Raw genomic sequence first — 19,616 nt, 5'->3', positions numbered from 1 at the left:
AGAGTGGGGAATGAAGAGCAACTCTTCTCATTTACAGGCATTAATAGCCAAAATCGAACGTTTAGCTCGTGTTAATGAGGAGGACATCTCTGCTTTGCAAGCCCTTCCTCACCGGTCGGAGACCCGTATAGCTCACCAGTATATTGTGCGGGAGGGAGAGCGTCCTACAGAATGCTGCCTGCTGGTGAACGGCTATGCTGCGCGAAGTAAGCTCTCTGCGGAAGGTGGTCGGCAGATCGTTTCATTCCACGTCTCAGGCGACATGCTTGACCTGCAGCATCTGTTTCTAGAGCGCGCAGATCATTTTGTGCAGGCGATCACAGACGTAAAGCTTGTGTGGATCCCCATGCCCGCCCTGCGACACCTCATATCGAACCGCCCGACCGTCGGAACTGCGTTCTGGCGAGACGCATTGATAGACGCATCGATTTTTCGCGAGTGGGTACTGAATGTCGGGCGGCGCGATGCCAAGACGAGGATCGCTCACATGCTTTGCGAGTTCCTAGTTCGAAGCGAAGCTGCAGGTCTTGGAACCGTCGAGAATATGCGTCTACCCTTCACACAGGAGCAGATCGGTGATGCGACCGGCCTCACATCAGTGCACGTCAACCGCATGCTGAGGGAGCTTACGGAAGAGGGGCTCATTCGGCGCTCGCCGGGGATGCTACAAGTCCGCAATTGGCCCGGCTTCAGACGGTTAGCGGGGTTTGATCCAGCATACCTGCACGCAGCGGCATAGCTTAGCAGATCGAAAGTAGCGGACCCCTCCCCTATGGAGCGATTCTTCTTCCATCTTCACGACAGAGTACGCCTTCTAGAGGATAACGAAGGCATCAACTGCGAGACCCTCGATGAAGCAAGGATGCGTGCCATAGCCACCGCTCGGGACGTGATGGTCGGCGAATTACGAAAGGGCCACCTGAACCTCTCCTGGTACATCCTCATCACGGACGAACAGGGCAACGTCGCTGCGCACATTCCATTCAGAGAGGCGGTAGTGGTCTACGACGTAGCGGAGTAGCGATGAAGTCGCTTGCGCAACGTTCAAGGCAGATTTGCCGTCCAACGTCGCACTGCTCATGACGATGGCCGGCCCGATTGAAGGTTGCCGTCTTCGACTGGCAGCATACGAAGCAAAGGCGGCGGGAACCGTGTTCCCGCCCCTTCTCGCCAGTGTTCCGGATCAGAAGCTGAATCGGACGGATGCGGTAAACATCCGGCCGGTCAGCGTTTGCGCCGTGGCGACGCCCGAGGCCGGGACCGCCGCAGAGTTGACCGACACGAAGGCGAGCTTGTCGAACACGTTGTATACGTTGAGGCCGAGCTGCAGGCCCTTCACCAGGCGGACCTGCACGAACGGGCTGACGATGGTGTAGCCCGGCTGCTTCAGCAGGTTGCCGTCCTGCGCGAAGCTGCTGGTGGTGCCGATCAGGTTGGTGCCGATGGTGAAGCGCTTCACCTCGAACTGCGGAGTCGCCTGGAAGATCAGGTCCGGCTGGTGGCGCGGGGTGTTGCCGACCAGCGTCTTGTCCGCCTTGTCCGCATCGATCTTGGCCTTGGTGTAGGTGGCACCCAGCCGCAGGCTGAGCGGGCCATGCTCGAACAGGCCTTCGAGCTCGACGCCCTTGGCGCTGTAGTCGCGGTCAATCTGGAGCACCACGGTTCCGCCGCTGGCGTCGGCGCCGATCTGCAGGTTCTTGTCGGTGGTCGATGCCCAGAAGCCGGTGGCAAACAGCGTCACGCCGTTCTTCCGGAACTTCACCCCCGCTTCTGCCTGCTTGACCGGACCATAGGCCATGGCCGGATCCGTCAGCGCGCCCGAGGCGGGGTTCACTGCCGGCGAGAAGTAGATGCGTTCGGCGGTTGCACGCGCGCCGCGGCTGTAACGGGCGAATACCGAGAGCGGCTCGGCGATGCGATAGTTCACGCCGACCGAGTAGGAAGCGTATCTGTAGCTGTAATCGGCCTGGCCGGGCTGCGACAGCGGCAGGACCGCCACGCTGCGCTCGGGCAGCGAGATGGTGCCGTCGCGGTTCATGTCGACCGGAGCGGTGCCGACGCGGCCGCCGCCGAGATCGGCGCCATAGAGCGTGCCGCTGACCTTGCCGAAATCATAGCGCAGGCTGCCGCCGATCGACACCGCACCGATCTGGTAGTTTACCGAGCCATAGGGCGCGAACACGCGGTACTGCAGGTCGTAGCGGCGCCGATAGGCGGCAGTGCCCCGAACGCCGTAGGCCAGTACGCCGCCCTGGGTAACCGGAACGCCGCCGGCAGTCAGTACATCCACGAAGGCGGAGTTGCCGCCGCTCGCAACGTCGTACACGTCGTTGATGAAGTGCAGGTTCTGCACCATCGCTTGGGACGAGGCATAGAAGCCCGCGGTGGTGGTGAGCTTGCCGGCGCCCAGATTCCAGACGCGGCTCCCCCGGAAGTCGTTGGTGAAGTTGTCGAGCTTTTCGAGGTCCGAATGCAGCTCGAGGCCATACATCAGCAGGCCGTTGCCGTTCAGCGTCGACGGGTTGGTGATGGCCTGGCCGGCCTTCGGGCCGGACGCATAGCGCAGCGTCGAACCCAGGCCCGCGAACGTGGGGGCGAGGGCGGCGGCGGGCAGCAGCGCCAGCGAGCTGCTCTCGTTGTAGCTGCCCGAAATGCCTGCGTAGCGCATGCGATCGCTGAAGGTCCAACCGGCGATATCAAACTGGGCTTCCAGCCCGACCGAGGCGACCTTGCTGCGATTTCCCTCGCGGAGATCGACATTGGTCACGTTGTTGTTGCCGTCGAGCGCAAGCGCGGACGACCGGTAGCGCGAGGCAAGCGTGTCGTTGCGCGGATCGAAGCCGGGGATCGTGCCATAGACGGGGTCGGCATTGGTGCCACGCACCGACACCGGCACCATCGCATAGTTCGGCTCGCGATCGTCGAGATACTTGCCGTAGACGCGGATATAGCCGTTGCCGAACGTCTTGGTGACGTTCATCTTGATCTGGCCGCCCTTGAAGGCATCGTAACCGGTCGCGCGAGGGCCTTCGCCCTGGCGGTAGAATCCGCCGACGTTGAAGCGCACCGTCTTGCTCAGATGGCCGCCATAGTTGAAGTCGGCACGGCCGATCTCATGGCCGATGCCGGACGAGAGCTGCAGCGTGCCGCCGTCTTCCTCGCCGGTCTTCGAGATGAAGTTGACGAGGCCGCCCGGCGAGTTCGATGCGAAGGTCGACGCGGAGCCGCCGCGGATCGCCTGAACCTGGGACAGGCTGAGATCGGTACGCAGGAACGCGGTGGTCGAGGCGAAATGGATGTCGCCGAATTCGAGGACGGGCAGGCCGTCTTCCTGGATCTGCAGGAACTTGGAGCCGTCCGCCGCCATCGGCAGGCCGCGGATCGTCACGGCGGTCAGCCCGTCGGTGCCAGCGGTCTCCGCACGGATTCCCGGTATGTTGCCGAGCACTTCCGCGATCGAGCGAGTGCCGATCTTCTGGATCTGCTCCTCGTCGAGCGAACTCGCCGAAATCGCCGAGTCTAGCAGGTCGCGTCCCTTGGCGACGCCCGTGGTGAACGCCTGCTTGGGGGCGGGCGTCGCGGTCGGAGCTGCGTCCTTATGATCCGCTTCTGACGGCGCGCTTTGCGCATGCGCAGGCAGGGCGAGCAAGCTGCACGACGCAACAAGTCCAAGCCGAAGGCGACGATTCATAACAACCTCAATTCTCCAAATTCCAATCTCTCCATTGTAGACAGCGAACATTAAGATAGTTGAATGCGGCCATTAGGTATAACCACCAGCTTCAGATCCGCTCGGTATCGCAATTCGATCGGTTTGCAGCTCTCGCGAAATTGGGCGAGCAAAGCGACTATTTGCTAGGCGCAGTGGGGTTATCAGGATCGCGGCTGGCGGTAAGCGGCAGCCTTTCGATGAGCTCCTTGATCGCGATGGGTTTTGCAAGGAACTGATGGGTGCCCACGAGATTGACCGGAGGCGTGTCAAAGGCATCGTCAGGATCGAGTAGAACGGTAGCGCTGACCTTCCATTTGCGCGCAGCGGCCAGCAGCGCGGCTAGATCCGCCGATATCGCTCGATCCGCGTTGACGAGCATCAGATCTGTAACTTCCCTCGCCAGATGCGCATGTGCCGCGCCTGCCGAAACTACGGCATCTGCCGAAAATCCAGCCTGACGAAGCGCGTGAAGCGTCACTTCCCGCGATAGCGGGTTAGCTTCGACCAGCAACACCCGCTGCGGCCCGGTCGGTGATGACGCAGGTTCGACCGCTGCCACGGCGTCGGGCTCGCCGCCGGGCAAGAGCAGACGGAACGTGGCACCCATGCCAAGCGAGCTTTCGACCGTAAGATTGCCACCCATCGCTATGGCGAAGGCACGCGCGAGCGCCAGTCCTACGCCTATCCCGCCATAAGCCCGGCTGGTGCCGCCGTCGACCTGATAGAACTTCCTGAAGACAAGTGCGTGCTCAGCCGCGGCGATACCGATGCCAGTGTCGACGACCAGGATCTCGACGCCCCGTCCGTTGCTTGCGCTGCGGGCGGTGAGCGTGACTCCTCCCTCGGAGGTGAACTTGACTGCGTTGGAGAGGAGGTTGTGGACGATCTGACCAACGCGACGAGCGTCGCCGGTCAGCTTCTCTGGACATTCGGCGCAGTCCAGCGTGAACGTCAAGCCGCGCTTCGCTGCCACCGCTTTCCATCGCTGGCCACAATCCTCGAGCATTGTGCGCAAGTCGAACGCCGCCCGCTCCAAGATGATTTCGTCACCGTCCAACGAAGCCATGTCGAGCACGTCGTCCACCAGTGCCTGCATCGTTTTACCGGCATCTTGCAATACTGAGATCTTCGCACGAGCCTCGCCACCGAGCGTATCGTCGGCGAGCAGCACCTCGCTCATGCCCAGTATGCCGTTCAGAGGAGTGCGGAATTCATGGCTGGTCGTGGCGAGAAATTCACGCTTGGCTGCGAGTGCCTTGCTGAGCTGAACGTTGGTGGTGGCAAGATCGCGGTTCGCTTCGCGCACTTCGCGACGGCTTCGATGGATGTGAAACAGCGCGAAGGCAAGCAGTGCGGCACCCCCTGCAGCGATTAGAAGCACGCCTCCAGCCAGCAGGAGCTGGAACAACGCGCGATCCCGGGCGAAGCGGGCACGCTGGTTGGCCTGGCTCGTGCGCAACTTCTCGATGCGAAGTTGCTGGTTGGTCGCGTCGAACCGCGCGGCGAGCAGTGCGGTGTTGGTGTCGGTTGCAACCTTGGTCACCTCATCGTCGATTCGCTTGAGAGTCTTGAGATGCGCCAGCGCATCAGCGGGGCGTCCGGCACGGGAGTAGATGTCCACTGCCGCCTCATGCACCTCGCGCCAAACTGGGGAACTGGGATCGACGATAAGCGCCAACGCTGCCTCGATCTCGGTGACAGCCTCTTCCACTGCCCCGCGCCGCAGGGCGATCTGCGCGCGTAGAGCATGGAGGTTGCCGCCATACTCAACTTCGTGACCGACACTCGCGGCGAAAGCCGCGTCGTTATAGCGCCGTGCGGCGACCAGAGCGCTTTGGTGCAAAGCCGCGCGGGCAAGGTTGTTGAGGATTGGCACGCGCAGTCCAGTCGCCCCCGTGGCCTGGGCCAAGGCCAGCGCCTGCTGATATTCTAGCGCCGCGGCGGCGGGGCGGCCCAGGTCCAGCAACGCGTTGCCGCGATTGTTCAGGATCGACATGCGCAGGTTGCGATCGCCCGAATAGGCATCAAGAGCAGCCTGGAAATTGCGTAGAGCCGATATGTTATCGCGCGCGCGGTTGTAGAGGCTGGCTATCATCACCAGTGCTATGGCCTGCTTGCGCGGCTGATGGAGATCGCGAAAGAGATTGTGCGCCTGCTGGAACGCGTCGAGCGCTACGGCAGCATGGTTGCGGTTTTGCTGGATTCCGCCCCAGGTCATCAGCAGATCGGCATGCAGAACTGTCTTCGGCCAGCGAGTACGCGCCTCGTCGAGCGCCCGATGGGCTATTGGTTCGGCTTCGGCATCCCGATCGAGACGGGATAACGCTTCCCCTTCGAGCCAGCGGGCCTTGGTGGCGAGCAACCCACTTGCAGGATCTTGGTCCGCCTCGTGTTCGGCGGCACGCGCAGCCCCAAGCGCCTCCTCGGGGCTGCCGAACATTCGGCTGATGGCTCGGGCGATCTGCTGCTCAGCAAGCCCCGCTTCGGCGAGGGTAGGAGTTGCGACCAGCATCGCCGCACCAAGCAAGATCGCTTGTGTTCGCATTGTACCCCGAAGCGCAGAGAGTGCACTTCCAAGTTTATAGGAACATCGCCGAAGCCGGCGTCACTCCGACGAACTACGGAGGCAACGGGCGAGACTACATCGAAATGCATGCGCCTATCGAAGATCCAAGTAGTCTCACCCCGTGAAATCACACATCGGCTAGACGCGGTGCGCAAATCGGGTGCTTGCGCACTGAACATCCACGCTAGACCTCAGCGAACGCTTTGCGCCCGCTCCAGTCTCCGCAAACGCGTGCGCCATCGCGCTGTGAGATCTAGGTGCCGCCCCCCGCGGAATGGAGGGCTCCGTTCCGAATTCAGGCCCCTATTGCGGTTGGGGGGGGGACGGCGATCGGGAGTTAGTGGCCAAGTCGCGCCGTGTCCAGCTTTCTGGTCACATGTTTGCATTCGCTGCTTCAGGAGTGCAGCATGCCTCGCGATGGGCCCGTCCGACCATCTCTCACCCGCTGGAAGTTGGGTCTGCGGGAGATAAGCTGCCGCAGGACAAGGAACTCGAGCCTGTTCATGAAGCGAGTCGCTAACTGCAATGTGCTTGCTGACGCAGCGTTTCTTAACATTGCACGCATGGGCTTTCCGGCTTTCCACTTAATTGTGCGGTCGAGCGATATCGCCCATCAAGCTGACACCGGAACCGAAGGCCTTGAAGTCCGGCCCGCACGTCTCTCGGAGCTTCCGCTCCGAGCGTGAAGAGGAAGAGCCCGCTCCGTTCACCCCCTTGCGGAGCCGGGCTCTTCTGGCCCCCCGAACATGGCGCGGCCTACTGCGACTAGAGGTTTCAGAACTCGGCCGGTGGCGCGCGGCCGACGTCGTTAGCCATTTCTTGGAATAGGAGCCGATGAAGGCCAGCGCCACGACGCAACCGACATCGATATAGTCATATCCGCCGCCGATGAAGCCGGCGACGCGTCGGCGCGCCGGCTGACGTTGTTCTTCGACGCACAGCCTTGATGCGTGGCAATCTCCGCGGTTCGGTCGTCGGTGAGCAAGAGGACGGGGCTAATCTAGATCTTGCGCGATCCATGCACTGGGCCAGTACGACCTGTCGTTCCTGACTTGCGCTGCGCCTTTGACGCACCCTTCCCTACTGATTCGCGCGTTTCCATGCCTTCATTGCTGAGCTCAGCAGCTCTTCGGCCTTGTAGGGCTTGAGCAATATCGTAGCGTCTTCCACGACCTCGCTGATCCGCGAGTCATCGCCGCAGGCAAACATCACTCGCAGCTGAGGGAACCGAGCTACGGCGCTCCTGGCAAGCTCCACTCCGGACTTGCCCGGCAGGCCCACATCGGTGAGAAGTATGTCGATCCCGCTAGCGTCCAATAGCTGCTCAGCGCTTTCCGCGCTCGCCGCCTCTACGATCGAGAAACCCGCGCCCGCCAGCACCTCCGCCGCGTTCGATCGGATCAGATCGTCATCTTCGACAAGAAGTATGGTGCAGCCAAGCGGCTTCGAATGCCCCACGCCTGCCTCAGTGGTCACTTGCGCGCGCGTCGCGTTGGACGTCTGCAGGTCATTGCGCTGCGCCTGGTTGCCAAGAACGTGACGCACCTTCCGCGCCAGCGCTTCACGCGAATAGGGCTTCGAGAGCAACTCCACGCCCGGATCGAGGCGACCATGATGCACGATTGCGTTCTCGGTATAGCCCGAGGTGAACAGGACGCCCACGTTCGGCAGCCGTTCCTTGGCCTTGCGGGCTAGTTCCGGGCTCCGAAGTGGCCCGGGCATCACCACGTCGGTGAACAGCAGATCGATGGGTATGCCGCTTTCGATCACGTTCAACGCGCTCATCGCGTCTCGAGCCTTCAGCACGCGATAACCAAGCTCCGAGAGAAGCGCGACGGCGGTCTCTCGGACTCCGTCATCGTCCTCGACGACCAGCACGGTCTCGGATCCGCCACGAACGGGAGCAGCGCTGATGTCGGTGAGAACATCCTCCTCCTGGGTCTCGCGGGGCAGGTAGAGCTTTATCGTGGTGCCCTCGCCGACTTCGCTGTAAACCTTGAGATGCCCGCCGCTCTGCTTGACGAGACCGTGGACCATGGAAAGGCCGAGCCCCGTACCTTTACCTTCGGGCTTCGTGCTGAAGAAGGGCTCAAACACCTGTTCGAGGATTGCCTTCGGGATACCCGACCCTGTGTCGGTGACCGCGATCATGACATACTGCCCGGCCTTCACGTCGTCGTGCTGCCTGGCATATTCGTCGTCGAGGAACGCGTTGCTTGCCTCGATCGTGAGGCGGCCGCCATCAGGCATGGCATCCCGCGCATTGATCGCCAGGTTCAGGATCGCGTTCTCGATCTGGCCCGGATCGATCAGGGTGTTCCAAAGTCCGCCGGATACCACCGTCTCGATCTCGATGTCTTCGCCGATCGCTCGTCGTAGAAGGTCATCCATGTTTCGAACCAGCCGCCCCAGGTTCACTACCTTGGGCTCGAGCGGCTGGCGGCGACCGAACGCCAGCAGCTGGGAAGCGAGCTTGGCTCCGCGGGTCACGCCCGCCATTGCGTTCTCTACGCGCTTTTCGGCGCGATCGTTGCCAGCGACGTCCCGCGAGAGAAGCTGAAGATTTCCGCTGACCACCTGCAGGAGATTGTTGAAGTCATGCGCGACGCCGCCGGTGAGCTTTCCGAGCGCTTCAAGCTTCTGCGACTGGCGCAAGGCGCGCTCGGCCACTTCGCGCTCGCTTGCCTCGTGATGCAGACGCTCCAATGCCGCGCGAAGCTCTCGCGTTCGCTCGGTGACCCGGTGCTCCAGGGTTTCGTTCAATTGATGCAGTTGATCCTCTGCTCGCTTCTGGTGAGTCACGTCATAGCCGTCGACGAAGATGCCATAGACGGACCCGTTCGGCTCGACGATCGGCTGATAGACGAGATGAACGAAGCGAGCCTCGGGAGGCGCGCCACTGCCTCGCTGGATCGTTACCGGCATGTTTCGACCGACAAAGGGCTTGCCAGTGGAAAACACGTTCTCGAGCAGTTCGAAAAAGCCTTGTCCTTCGATCTCCGGGAGCGCCTCGCGGACGGGTAGGCCGATCAGATCGCGATGGCCGACAAGCTGGAGGTAGGCGTCGTTGACCAGCTCGAACCGCAGCTCAGGGCCGGCAAGTATGCACATGAAGCTGGGGGCCTGTTGGAAGAGGTCGCGAACGCGGTCTCGCTCCCGCGTGCGAAGCTCCATCGCTTCGGCGCTCGCCAGCCCGGCGGCGATCTGCCCTGCCAGGAGATCGAGGAAGCTCAGGTACTGCTCTTCCGCCGGTCGGAAGGCATTGAGGCCCACGACCATGACCCCACGCGCTCTTCCTCCTGCTTGGCCGGGGAGTGGAACGATGGCGACCTTAGACGGAGACCTGTTCCACGCTCCCTGCGGCAGGCCGGCTGGGGCATCCTCCACGATAATCTTGTCGAGACCTGCGCTGCGGTCCAGCCGCCAAAAGCGAGGATCGCAGTGCGCGGCATCGGCTGCAATCCCTGCAGTGGCTGCGAGCTCAGGCACCATGGCATCATCGAACAGGTACACGATGCTGAAGGGTAGGTCGTGGAGGTTACGAGAAAGCCCTGACCGCACTGCGTCCAGCACGTCACCTCGGACCTGGGCCCGCGCCAGCCCGCTCGCAAGCTCACGCAGAGAGGCGAGACGCCGCTCGCTGATCACGCGATCTGTTTCTTCGGAAACCGCGCAGAAGACCCCTTCGACAGCTCCCGTGTCGCCGATCAGCGGGCTGTAGGAGAAGGTGTGGTACGTTTCCTCGGTATAGCCGTTACGCTCGAGAAGCAGCAGCAGCGCGCGGTCCCAGGTTGCTTCGCCCCGCTCGTATACGGTCGCCAGGCGTTCCTTGATGTCGTCCCAGATTTCAGCCCAGAGCACGCGTGTGGGAACTGCCAGCGAGTTTGGATGCTTGATCCCGAGCGTGGGACGGTAGGCATCGTTGTAGAAGAAGTTGATGTCCGGGCCCCAACCGAGCCACATCTCGAAGCGCGACGTGAGCAGCAGGCGGAGTGCGACCTTCAGGCCATTTGGCCACGCGGCGGGATCACCAAGTGCGGTGGCACTCCAATCGTGAGTGCGCATCAGCCGCGCCATCTCGCCGTCGCCGACGAAGATGTCGCTATAGGGCTCCGGGCCGGTGGCAGAACTGGTCAAGGGCATGGCTCCGATTGGGACGCGCGCGAATAATCCGGGGACATCCGGATTGCCACCGTAATCTAAGCCGTCGCGGGCGCCCCGGCCGGTCGGCATCCTAACCCAAGACCCCGAGAGCGGCGCCGCGCCCGTTCCGCGTCAGCGAAGGCGAGCGGTTCATGCCAAAGAGGCTCGATCATCCTGACCGCATCGATGCTGATGGAGCCGCCGCTGCGCTGTTCCGTCACATGTTCGCACCCTCATCGCACTTCGTGCGCGGTCAATGAGGTCCGCAACGCGACCGCGGCCCCGGCGAGCTCGGGATGCAGGAGGGTCGATAGCGCACGAGGCACCATTGCTAGCTGCTTCTGATAGGGGCCGGGTACGACGAAGTGTCTGGCCAGCTCCTCCCGCGCAAGCATCTTCTTCAGGGACGCCGACACGCTACCGGTCAGGATCACGCCATCCAGCGCTCCGTAGGCCAGCGTCATGTTGCCCGCGAAATACCAGAGCGCCGAACACCAGGTCCTGAGCGCAACGACCGCATGCTCGTCAACCGCGCCGATCGCCCGCCGGATCACCTCCTTCGGATCAGAGGTGGAGGGCTTCGCGCCGGCAGAGACTGCGGTGGCCGTGTACGCTGCCAGAAGGCCGCCCGCAGAGAGAATGGACTCCGCCGAGGTAAAGCCTCCCGTGGCCCGCAGCGCGGATGCGCCCGCCATGACTTCGAGCAGGCCGGAGGGATAAGCGCAGTGGCCGGCTTCCGTGGGCATGACGGTCACACGCCCTGATGCATCTCTAGCCATCAGCGCAACGCCGAGACCACTGCCTATGCCTATGATGCAGTAGGTGCCCGGTCGCTGCGGATCCAGTTGCCCACCGCAGAGGCACTCGAGGAAATGATCACGCCTATCGCTGATGGCCCAGGCGTTCGCAGCGAAGTCGTTCAGTATCAGAGGCTCGCGCTGTAGCATGGCCGTGAGACCCGGTCGAGATATGCGCCAGCGGCCGTTGGTCACGGAGATCATGTCGCCGCGCGGCATTCCCGAGACGGCGATTGCCAGCGGAATGCGACCGCCGACCAGGCCGTGCTCCCTCGCAAGCCCGCTTATGGCGCCAGAAACTGTAGGTTCCGCCTCAGGAGAGAGCGTGCGAACGCTTTCACTCACCAGCGAGCAGGTAGCGTCCGTGATTCCGATGCGCAGTGCGGTTCGGCCTACGTCTGCAACGATCGCTTGCTCGGACATCGCCCCTCCCTTGCGGCTCTCGCACATTGCGATGTTGCCGCCACGCGGCTTCTACGAGCGGCTCAGCTGCCTGTAATCTCAGGAAATATCCGACGCGCGGGAGCAACTTGGAGCAAGTGCGGCTTTTGTGATCGAAGAGCCCGTCGGGTGTGGATGGTGTCCGCGCTCGTCACACATGCACGCCGGATGTTCCGGCCGTTGTGTAATCCATCTCCGAGACCCAGCGAGAGTGAACCCGATCGCCCCTATCGGTTGAGGCCAGCCATGCTTGCCTCCGGGTAGCGCGCGCCAATGGCCGCACCCAGCGGGAGTATCGCGTCGATGCGACGCATGTCCTCTTCCGAGAGCATCACCTGGAGAGCACCGACGTTTTCTTCAAGATAGTTGCGGCGTTTGGTGCCTGGGATCGGAACGATGTCCTGGCCTTGCGCGATCACCCATGCCAGAGCGAGTTGCGCGGCCGTGCAGTTCTTCTCGGCGGCCATACGCTCGACTTCCGAGACCAACTGCAGGTTCTTCTCGAATGCCGCTCCCTGAAAGCGCGGCGAATTGCGTCGGTAACCGTCCTCGGGCAGATCATCCTGCGTCTTGAACTGGCCGGTAAGGAAACCGCGGCCAAGGGGGCTGTACGCCACGAACCCGATCCCAAGCTCCCGAACGGTAGGCAGGATCTCATCTTCCGGATCCCGGCTCCACAGTGAGTATTCCGTCTGGAGCGCGCTGATCGGATGTACGGCATGCGCTCTGCGTAGCGTCTCGGGCGCCGCCTCGGAAAGACCAAGGTACTTCACCTTGCCCGCTGCAACCAGGTCGGCCATCGCCCCGACAGTTTCCTCGATAGGCACGCCGGGATCAACGCGGTGCTGATAGTAGAGGTCGATCACCTCCAGACCGAGCCGCCGGAGACTAGCGTCGCAGGCAGCCCGCACATACTCGGGGCGGCCATTGATGCCCCTGAAGCTGCCGTCCTCGCCCCGGACGTTGCCGAACTTGGTGGCGACAACGACCCGATCGCGTCGCTCACGCACGACCCGCCCGACCAGCTCCTCGTTCGCGCCGACGCCGTACATGTCGGCCGTGTCGAGGAAGTCGACGCCCATCTCGATTGCACGGTTGAGCGTCGCGATCGATTCCCGCTCGTCGCGACCGAAATAGAACTCGGACATGCCCATGCAGCCGAGACCGAGCGCGGCCACTTGGAGGCCCTGGCTGCCCAGCTGGCGCTTGGCCACAGTCGTCATCGGCTCAGCTCCGTCACTTCGCGAGAGTCGCCGCGTAGGGCGTCGCTCGAATGCAGAATGCGTCAACTGCCGTTCGGTTGCCTTCCCAGGCGCAGCTTCCACTCGATCGGTCGCGTGCACGCTCCCGCGCGCACCGACCCTCAGACGACTTCCGATTCTCGATCGCCACGACGACGCTGCTCCCACGATGCCGGCACATCCAAACTCCGGCTCGTCATGGGTTGTAGGATCCGCATGCGGCGCCATCAAGCCGGCGGCTGACCGCGTGGCGTCTGGCACCGTTTCGACGCGCGAAGATCCTGCGGATGGCCTTCACCCCAGGGAAGCTATGTAAATCTGATCGTTGCATGGTCTGATGAACGTCCATTGGCGCAACGCGTGCGGGTGTGTCGCACGAACGGATAAGCTTCATAGGAAGCTGCGCCTCGAAGGGTTCTCGCGCGCACACGGAGAGTCTCTCTCTTATCTAATCTAAGATTCTTAGATTCAGATTGATAGAGAGATCCGCGCGCGCGTGGATCCGTGCGCGCGTGGATCCGCGCGCGCGCGGATCCGTGCGCGCCCGCGTGCACGAGCGCACGTACGTGATCACGCGCGATAATCAAAAATCGCTTATCGTCAACTTTATTTATTCCTTGTTATACAGCATGTTGGCCATCTCCCGCACCGTTCTAACTTCTCGATTTCACGCGTTGTTATGCACACATGTGCAAAATCACGCGCTTTATGCACATGTGTGCATAACGCATTGGCCGAGTCGCTGCGGTCGCGCTTTGCACACATGTGCATAATTGGCTGTCCCGATGCACACATGTGCATAATCAACCGCCCGATGCACACATGTGCATAATCAGCCGTCCCGATGCACACAGGTGCATCTCAGCTGCCCGATGCACACATGTGCATAATCGGTCAGCCTGAGGCCCCCTCGGTCGTACGCTCCCGATCGCGGCCGTGGCCTCCAGAGGTTGCGCCCCCCTTTCTGTTGATGGTCATCCAGTCAGGAGTTTGATTAACATCACGCTCCACGCTGCTCAGCTTTAACTGGGTATTTCAGCGGCTTGCGCCTACGCTGCAGACCTATCGGCTTGGGATCGCAGCCGCCTGTGCACTTGCCGTGCGACGGTAGGCTAGCCCGATCTCCTTTCAAACCACATCCGTGCGAACTTGCGCAGGATCGACCGGCCTGATGCACACTTGTGCATAATCAGCCGCCCGATGCACACATGTGCATAATCAGCTGCTCCGATGCACACATGTGCATAACCAGCTGCTCCGATGCACGCATGTGCATACCCAGCCGCCCCGATGCACACATGTGCATAACCAGCCGCCCCGATGCACACATGTGCATAATCAGCCGCCCGATGCACACATGTGCATAATCGGTCAACCTGAGGACCCCTCGGTCGTACGATCCCGATCGCGGCCGTGGCCTCCAGAGGTCGCGCCCCCCTTTCTGTTGATGGTCATCAAGTCAGGAGTTTGATTAACATCACGCTCCACGCTGCTCAGCTTTAACTGGGTATTTCAGCGGCTTGCGCCTACGCTGCAGGCCTATCGGCTTGGGATCGCAGCCGCCTGCGCACTAGCTATGCGACAATAGGCTAGCCCGATCTCCTTTCAAATCACATCCGGGCGAACTTGCGCAGGATCGACCGGCCTGATGCACACTTGTGCATAACCAGCCGCCCCGATGCACACATGTGCATAATCAGCCGCCGATGCACACATGTGCATAATCGCCGCCCCGATGCACACATGTGCATAATCAGCCGCCCCGATGCACACATGTGCATAATCAGCCGCCCCGATGCACACATGTGCATACCCAGCCGCCCCGATGCACACATGTGCATAATGAGCCGCCCGATGCACACATGTGCATCCCAGCCGCCCCGATGCACACATGTGCATAACCAGCCGCTCCGATGCACACATGTGCATAATCAACCGCCCGATGCACACATGTGCATCCCAGCCGCCCCGATGCACACATGTGCATAACCAGCCGCTCCGATGCACACATGTGCATACTCAGCCGCCCGATGCACACTTGTGCATACCCAGCCGCCCCGATGCACACATGTGCATACCGAGCCGCCCCGATGCACACATGTGCATAGCCGAGTCCCGGGGTCGCACGCGTGTGAATGACCTGGTTCAGCCTGAGCTTCTCTGCGTCGCGTGCAAGCGTCTGTCAGAGATCCTGCACCTCTCGGATTGCGAGATTGCCGATAGCCATAAAGCTAGCGGTCGGACCCGCTCATGAATTACGGCTTTTAGCGATAAGCTGCGAAATTTTCCTGCGTACGCGCATTGATAGCCCAAAGAGTTAAGTTCGCGACGCCAAGGCTCTTGATCAGTTGACGCTCGTGTGAGGACGAAGCACGCCACCTCGGTTTCGGGTGGCCGCCAGTCGAAGCAGACCGCGTCAGACGGCGAACGTAATCCTTTCGCCAAGAGACCTTTCATGCTCCGTTTGCCGCCGAAAATTCGCTACGCGGGGCAAAATTTCTGCGGACTAGCTCCCGTCGATGCACACATGTGCATAGCCAGCAGCTTCGATGCACACGTGTGCATAATCAGCTGCTCCGATGCACACATGTGCATACCGGCCGCTCCGATGCACACATGTGCATAGCCCGATGCACACATGTGCATACCGGCCGCTCCGATGCACGCATGTGCATAATCAGCCGCCCCGATGCACACATGTGCATAATCAGCCGCTCCGATGCACACATGTGCATACCCAGCCGCCCCGATGCACACATGTGCATAATCAGCCGCTCCGATGCACGCATGTGCATAATCAGCCGCTCCGATGCACACATGTGCATACCCAGCCGCCCCGATGCACACATGTGCATAATCAGCCGCTCCGATGCACACATGTGCATACCAACGCCCCGATGCACACATGTGCATACCACGCCCCGATGCACGCATGTGCATACCGCTGGGCTGCGGCTGGCGACCGCTTTCACGCGGCGCGCCAGGGAAGCACCAACCACAAGCGATGGGGTCGCGCGGCATGCACCACCGCCTTCGAGCCGCCCGCCTGACGGTATTCAAAACAGGTCTGGCTAGGCGATCATTCTGCCTTCAGCTCTTTTGCGACCAAGGTGCTCAGCCTTCCAATTAGGGGTTCGAGCCGCGCTGTATTCGCTCGATAGAGGACATGACGTCCGGACTTCGAGGACGAAACTAGACCCGCATGCGCAAGAACAGTCAGATGGCTGGACATCGTGTTCGCTGGCACGCCCAGGCCCGATGCCAAATCGCCGGCCGTTGCCTCTCCCCTTTCGGCGAGCATGGCCATGCACCGGAAGCGCGTTGGCTGCGCGAGAGCGCTCAACAGGGTCACGGTAGCTGATAGTTCCATGGTGCGAGAATAATCGAAAAGACTGGTCGATCAACTAGCCAACGTGTGTTTGCTGAAGAGGCGCTTAACCATCAAAATTGCTACGACGTTTCCGGAATTGTGGAAATGATGTGTGTCATCTTCCTATATGAGTTTCAGGAGCCGCTCTCACGTTCCTGGATCTGGAGTCCACCACGCGCCTGAAAGGGATCGACCCATGCACGCGTATGCCAACATCGAAGAACTTCACGAATGCAGCCGCCCGCCGGTAACATTCCACTGGCCGGATCCGCTCGGTTTGGACGACCGCAACGATCCGCCCATCCTCGTCACCAGACGCCGACTGATCCGACTCGCTATCGTTGCCGCTGAAACTGGCGCGCGCTTTCAGCGCGAAGGCCTGGAGCATGACCCCGTCGCATGGTTGCTCGCGCCGTTGGCGCTCTTCGATGGCGCCGACGCCATCAACGCCTCCCTCGAGCTTGCCGGATGCAAGCGCGCAATCCTGCTGCATGGGCTGGGTATCGGCCTGGACGCCGACCCCAGCTTGCTCGACGACCTGCTCGAACAGGAGTCGGAAGAGCAGCCCTTGCCGCGGCACGTCTGAAGACAGCTACTTTGACAAGAGAGGAGACCAAGCTTGAGCGTTTCGGAAGAGGTCCCGCCGCGGAGGAAGCGATCATTTACGTCCAAGCAGCCGAACACGCGGCCGGCTGCACCCAGGAGGCGTGAGCCGCAGTGCGCACTGCCAGCCGGCGATAGCCAGCCGGATCGCGCTGCGGGTCAAGGTGCCCGCCGCCTGATCAGACCGAAGCGGGGTCGTAGCTCCCTGGCTCGCCAGCTGCCCACGCCGCGGCTCTACACCGCCACCATCATCTATGCCGACGGGAGCCTGATGATTCAGGCCTTCCACGCCTCGGTGGCTCATCATCACGCCCAGGTCGTCCAACGACTTCGTTCGAGATTCGGTGAGGATGTCGTTGCGATCGCGGAACTTCGCTGCGGCTTCTTCCCCGCCACGCCCATCGCAGCTGCGATCGTTCCCCCGGCCGTGGCTGACATGATCCGTGAGATCGAGCGCAACTGCACGGACCCCTCGGCGCTCGCGTTCGCGGTAGACATCGAGCAGCGCATCGAGATCTGACGCTCGGACGCCCGCATTAACATATTCGCGCCTGAAGCCAGGCAGGAGAAGCAAATGGATGGAATGATGGAAGTCGGACGCGACACTGCGTCCGGGAACGAAGACGTTCGCCTGCTCCACCGGGTCCGACTTCAAGTTGGACCAACGGGCGAAGGATGCGAGGTGGCTGCGAAGCCTGCGATCGCATTGAAGGTGACTACGTCAGGTTCGGAAGATGCTGGCGACCTGAGTGTCAGCGTGGTTGTCCGCCTGTTCCTCTACGATGCTGATGGCGTTGTGTCCTACCTCGGCAAGCCGCAACTCTGGCGCAACCGTGCACCCTCCGTGTGCTCAGGTTTCACTGAGGCCAGCGGCAGTCCGGAAGCCGGTCAGTTCGTGGACGATGTAATCGGTGAACAGGCGTTTCTGGACATGCTGCGCACCTCGTCCATCATCGTGTCTCACGGTGCTGCGTTCGCCCGCCCATGGATCGAGAGCCAGCTGCCGCAGGCATGCGATCTGCCCTGGGCCTGCTCGATGACGCAGATCGACTGGCGGAGCCACGGTCTTCAAGGGCGATCGCTGGGATACCTGCTATGTCAGATCGGATGGTTCATCGACCCAGAGGATGAAGCGAGCGAAGTCGACGGGCTGATCCAGCTGCTCCGCCACCGCTTCGAAAACGCGCGTTCCGCCCTCTCGCAGCTCGTCGAACAGGCGTCACACCAATCGTGGATTCTCAGAGCCTATGGCGCCTCGTTCCACGTGAAGGATGAGCTCCGCGACCGCGGATATCGGTGGGACGCGGACCTTCGAGTGTGGTGGAAGGAAGTGTCTGACGCAGAAAAGCTGCCAGAAGAGCTCTGGCTCGCGATCAACGTCTACCGCACCGGCAGGGGAGCTCGCGGCATGGGCCCTGAGTGCGAGGAACTGACAGCGAAAACTCGCTTTCGCTGACTGGGGCCGAGAGTCAGGCGATGGGGCGCGTGACTGTACGTCTGGGCCGCTCGTCCTAGCCCGCGAGAATCGATGTCGCATGCTGGCGGGAAAGGCCGTACTTCGCCCTTAGCCAATCGACTTCCGATCCGCAGGCGCCGCACGAGAAGCATTGAAAATGGTGCGCATGACGGTGCAGGTAGAATCCTCTACCTGGATCCGGATGAAGACTGCAGGTCACTCTGACCATATCTTCACCGCACGCTTCCGGTTCGCCCTTCAGGACGTCTACGACCAAGGCGTCGCGGAGATGACGTCGGCTGCCTTCAAAGGATCGGAGAGCCCGCGCCAGCCTTTCGTACCGCTTCGCGACGAAAGGCGCCGAGCGCCGCGCTTCGGCGTTGCTGCTGGAGTGGATCGCATAGAGCCCGACATCGCTGCCCAGCGCCGCGAAGCCGAAAGCGGCGCCAGAAACCCGCGAGCTGGAGCCCGAATCCCAAGTCTCGGCAGACCTGCTGGCCTTCGAAACGAACATGCTGCCCAGTGGGAGGAGGCCCCAGGAGATTGCGATCCCATCGAGGATCTGCCGCCCCGGGGCGAGAGCATCTGCGACGGCGCGTTCGTCGGCGAACAGTACCTGTCGAACGGTGCCGTCAGGCATCTCGAGTGCGAGCGCATCGCTCGCCAGCGTTCGGCGATATGCCATCCGTTTTTCCTTCGATCCGTCTTCGAGCGACCGTGTCGATCGTCGAAGGGCGACGGGGAGGTCAAGTAGCGCAAAAGGCGGGACGAGCGCCAAGCCGGTTCGAACTGCCCGAGAGGCATGGGCGTCGAATTCGAGGCACGCACTCGGCATGCGCTCGCTTTGGCCGCGGCTATAGGCCGAAGGTTCCACTTCGCATCCGCCTCGCCGGGAGTTCGACTGGCGGTCAGCGCTAAGGCGCGAAGGGGTGAAAGGGTTGAATTTGTCGGAGCGGCCTGCAACGGAGAAGTCACGTCGCGAAGAGGGCTTACATGAATAAGATCGTGCAGGTTGTCTGCGTTGTGCTCCTGGGGGCGACAGCGATATTTGGCGGCCGCTGGTACCTGTACGTAGCTTACGCAGAGAGCCCGTACGACGAGGTCGGCATTGCACTGAACAGCCATGCGCCGAAGCCGCTGCGCAGCTGGGGCTGCCATAGCCTGCGCGGACGCTTGCCGAACCAGTTGCCCCCCTATGGCTGCGCAGGGACTGACGGCCGCACTTGGCTTTGATGTCTAGCAGGTAGCGGTGAGATGGCTGCTGGCGGACGCAGATTGGATCAACCG

13 protein-coding genes are annotated in these 19,616 nt (G+C 61.8%); 6 read left to right on the top strand and 7 right to left on the bottom strand.

Annotated features, from left to right (window positions below):
- Positions 1–10 precede the first annotated feature (10 nt).
- Entirely contained in the window at positions 11–739 is a 729-nt protein-coding gene (locus OIM94_RS15330; RefSeq protein WP_264607556.1) for a Crp/Fnr family transcriptional regulator, read from the top strand.
- A 33-nt stretch (positions 740–772) separates the two neighbouring features.
- Positions 773–1,021, top strand: a complete 249-nt coding sequence (locus tag OIM94_RS15325) for a DUF6894 family protein (protein WP_264607555.1) — start codon at positions 773–775, stop codon at positions 1,019–1,021.
- 162 nt (positions 1,022–1,183) lie between these two features.
- Here the strand turns inward: OIM94_RS15325 and OIM94_RS15320 are convergent, their stop codons facing one another.
- From OIM94_RS15320 to OIM94_RS15295, 6 genes are all read right to left on the bottom strand, one after another.
- On the bottom strand, positions 1,184–3,691 hold the full coding sequence (locus tag OIM94_RS15320) for a TonB-dependent receptor domain-containing protein (RefSeq protein WP_264607554.1): 2,508 nt from the start codon (positions 3,689–3,691) through the stop codon (positions 1,184–1,186).
- Positions 3,692–3,848: 157 nt separating this feature from the next.
- Positions 3,849–6,224 (bottom strand): ATP-binding protein, encoded by a 2,376-nt coding sequence (locus tag OIM94_RS15315; protein WP_264607553.1) that lies wholly within the window; start codon positions 6,222–6,224, stop codon positions 3,849–3,851.
- Positions 6,225–7,358: 1,134 nt separating this feature from the next.
- Positions 7,359–10,415, bottom strand: a complete 3,057-nt coding sequence (locus OIM94_RS15310; protein ID WP_413716361.1) for a response regulator — start codon at positions 10,413–10,415, stop codon at positions 7,359–7,361.
- Positions 10,416–10,654: 239 nt separating this feature from the next.
- Positions 10,655–11,641 carry a glucokinase gene (locus OIM94_RS15305; RefSeq protein ID WP_264607552.1) on the bottom strand — a complete coding sequence of 329 codons (987 nt, stop codon included), beginning with the start codon at positions 11,639–11,641 and terminating at the stop codon, positions 10,655–10,657.
- Positions 11,642–11,886: 245 nt separating this feature from the next.
- Entirely contained in the window at positions 11,887–12,873 is a 987-nt protein-coding gene (locus OIM94_RS15300; protein ID WP_264609922.1) for an aldo/keto reductase, read from the bottom strand.
- Positions 12,874–15,979: 3,106 nt separating this feature from the next.
- Complete coding sequence (locus tag OIM94_RS15295; RefSeq protein ID WP_264609921.1) at positions 15,980–16,201, bottom strand: ArsR/SmtB family transcription factor; 222 nt, start codon at positions 16,199–16,201, stop codon at positions 15,980–15,982.
- A 265-nt stretch (positions 16,202–16,466) separates the two neighbouring features.
- Between OIM94_RS15295 and OIM94_RS15290 the strand changes: the two genes are divergently transcribed.
- The 3 genes from OIM94_RS15290 to OIM94_RS15280 all read left to right on the top strand — a co-directional run bounded on the left by OIM94_RS15290 (position 16,467) and on the right by OIM94_RS15280 (position 18,329).
- Positions 16,467–16,856 (top strand): hypothetical protein, encoded by a 390-nt coding sequence (locus tag OIM94_RS15290; protein ID WP_264607551.1) that lies wholly within the window; start codon positions 16,467–16,469, stop codon positions 16,854–16,856.
- A 288-nt stretch (positions 16,857–17,144) separates the two neighbouring features.
- Positions 17,145–17,393 (top strand): hypothetical protein, encoded by a 249-nt coding sequence (locus tag OIM94_RS15285; protein WP_264607550.1) that lies wholly within the window; start codon positions 17,145–17,147, stop codon positions 17,391–17,393.
- 162 nt (positions 17,394–17,555) lie between these two features.
- The gene (locus tag OIM94_RS15280; RefSeq protein WP_264607549.1) at positions 17,556–18,329 is read left to right on the top strand and encodes a DNA polymerase III subunit epsilon; all 774 of its coding nucleotides are present in this window, start codon (positions 17,556–17,558) and stop codon (positions 18,327–18,329) included.
- Between the two features lie 55 nt (positions 18,330–18,384).
- Here OIM94_RS15280 and OIM94_RS15275 read toward each other — a convergent pair whose 3' ends face one another.
- Positions 18,385–19,014, bottom strand: a complete 630-nt coding sequence (locus OIM94_RS15275) for a hypothetical protein (protein WP_264607548.1) — start codon at positions 19,012–19,014, stop codon at positions 18,385–18,387.
- A 308-nt stretch (positions 19,015–19,322) separates the two neighbouring features.
- Here OIM94_RS15275 and OIM94_RS15270 point away from each other — a divergent pair, with 308 nt between their 5' ends.
- Positions 19,323–19,562 carry a hypothetical protein gene (locus OIM94_RS15270; protein ID WP_264607547.1) on the top strand — a complete coding sequence of 80 codons (240 nt, stop codon included), beginning with the start codon at positions 19,323–19,325 and terminating at the stop codon, positions 19,560–19,562.
- Positions 19,563–19,616: the final 54 nt, after the last annotated feature.

The organism is Sphingomonas sp. R1 (assembly GCF_025960285.1).
Lineage (GTDB): Bacteria > Pseudomonadota > Alphaproteobacteria > Sphingomonadales > Sphingomonadaceae > Sphingomonas.
Note: the sequence above shows the minus strand (reverse complement) of the source record. Positions and strands in the feature narration are given on the sequence as shown.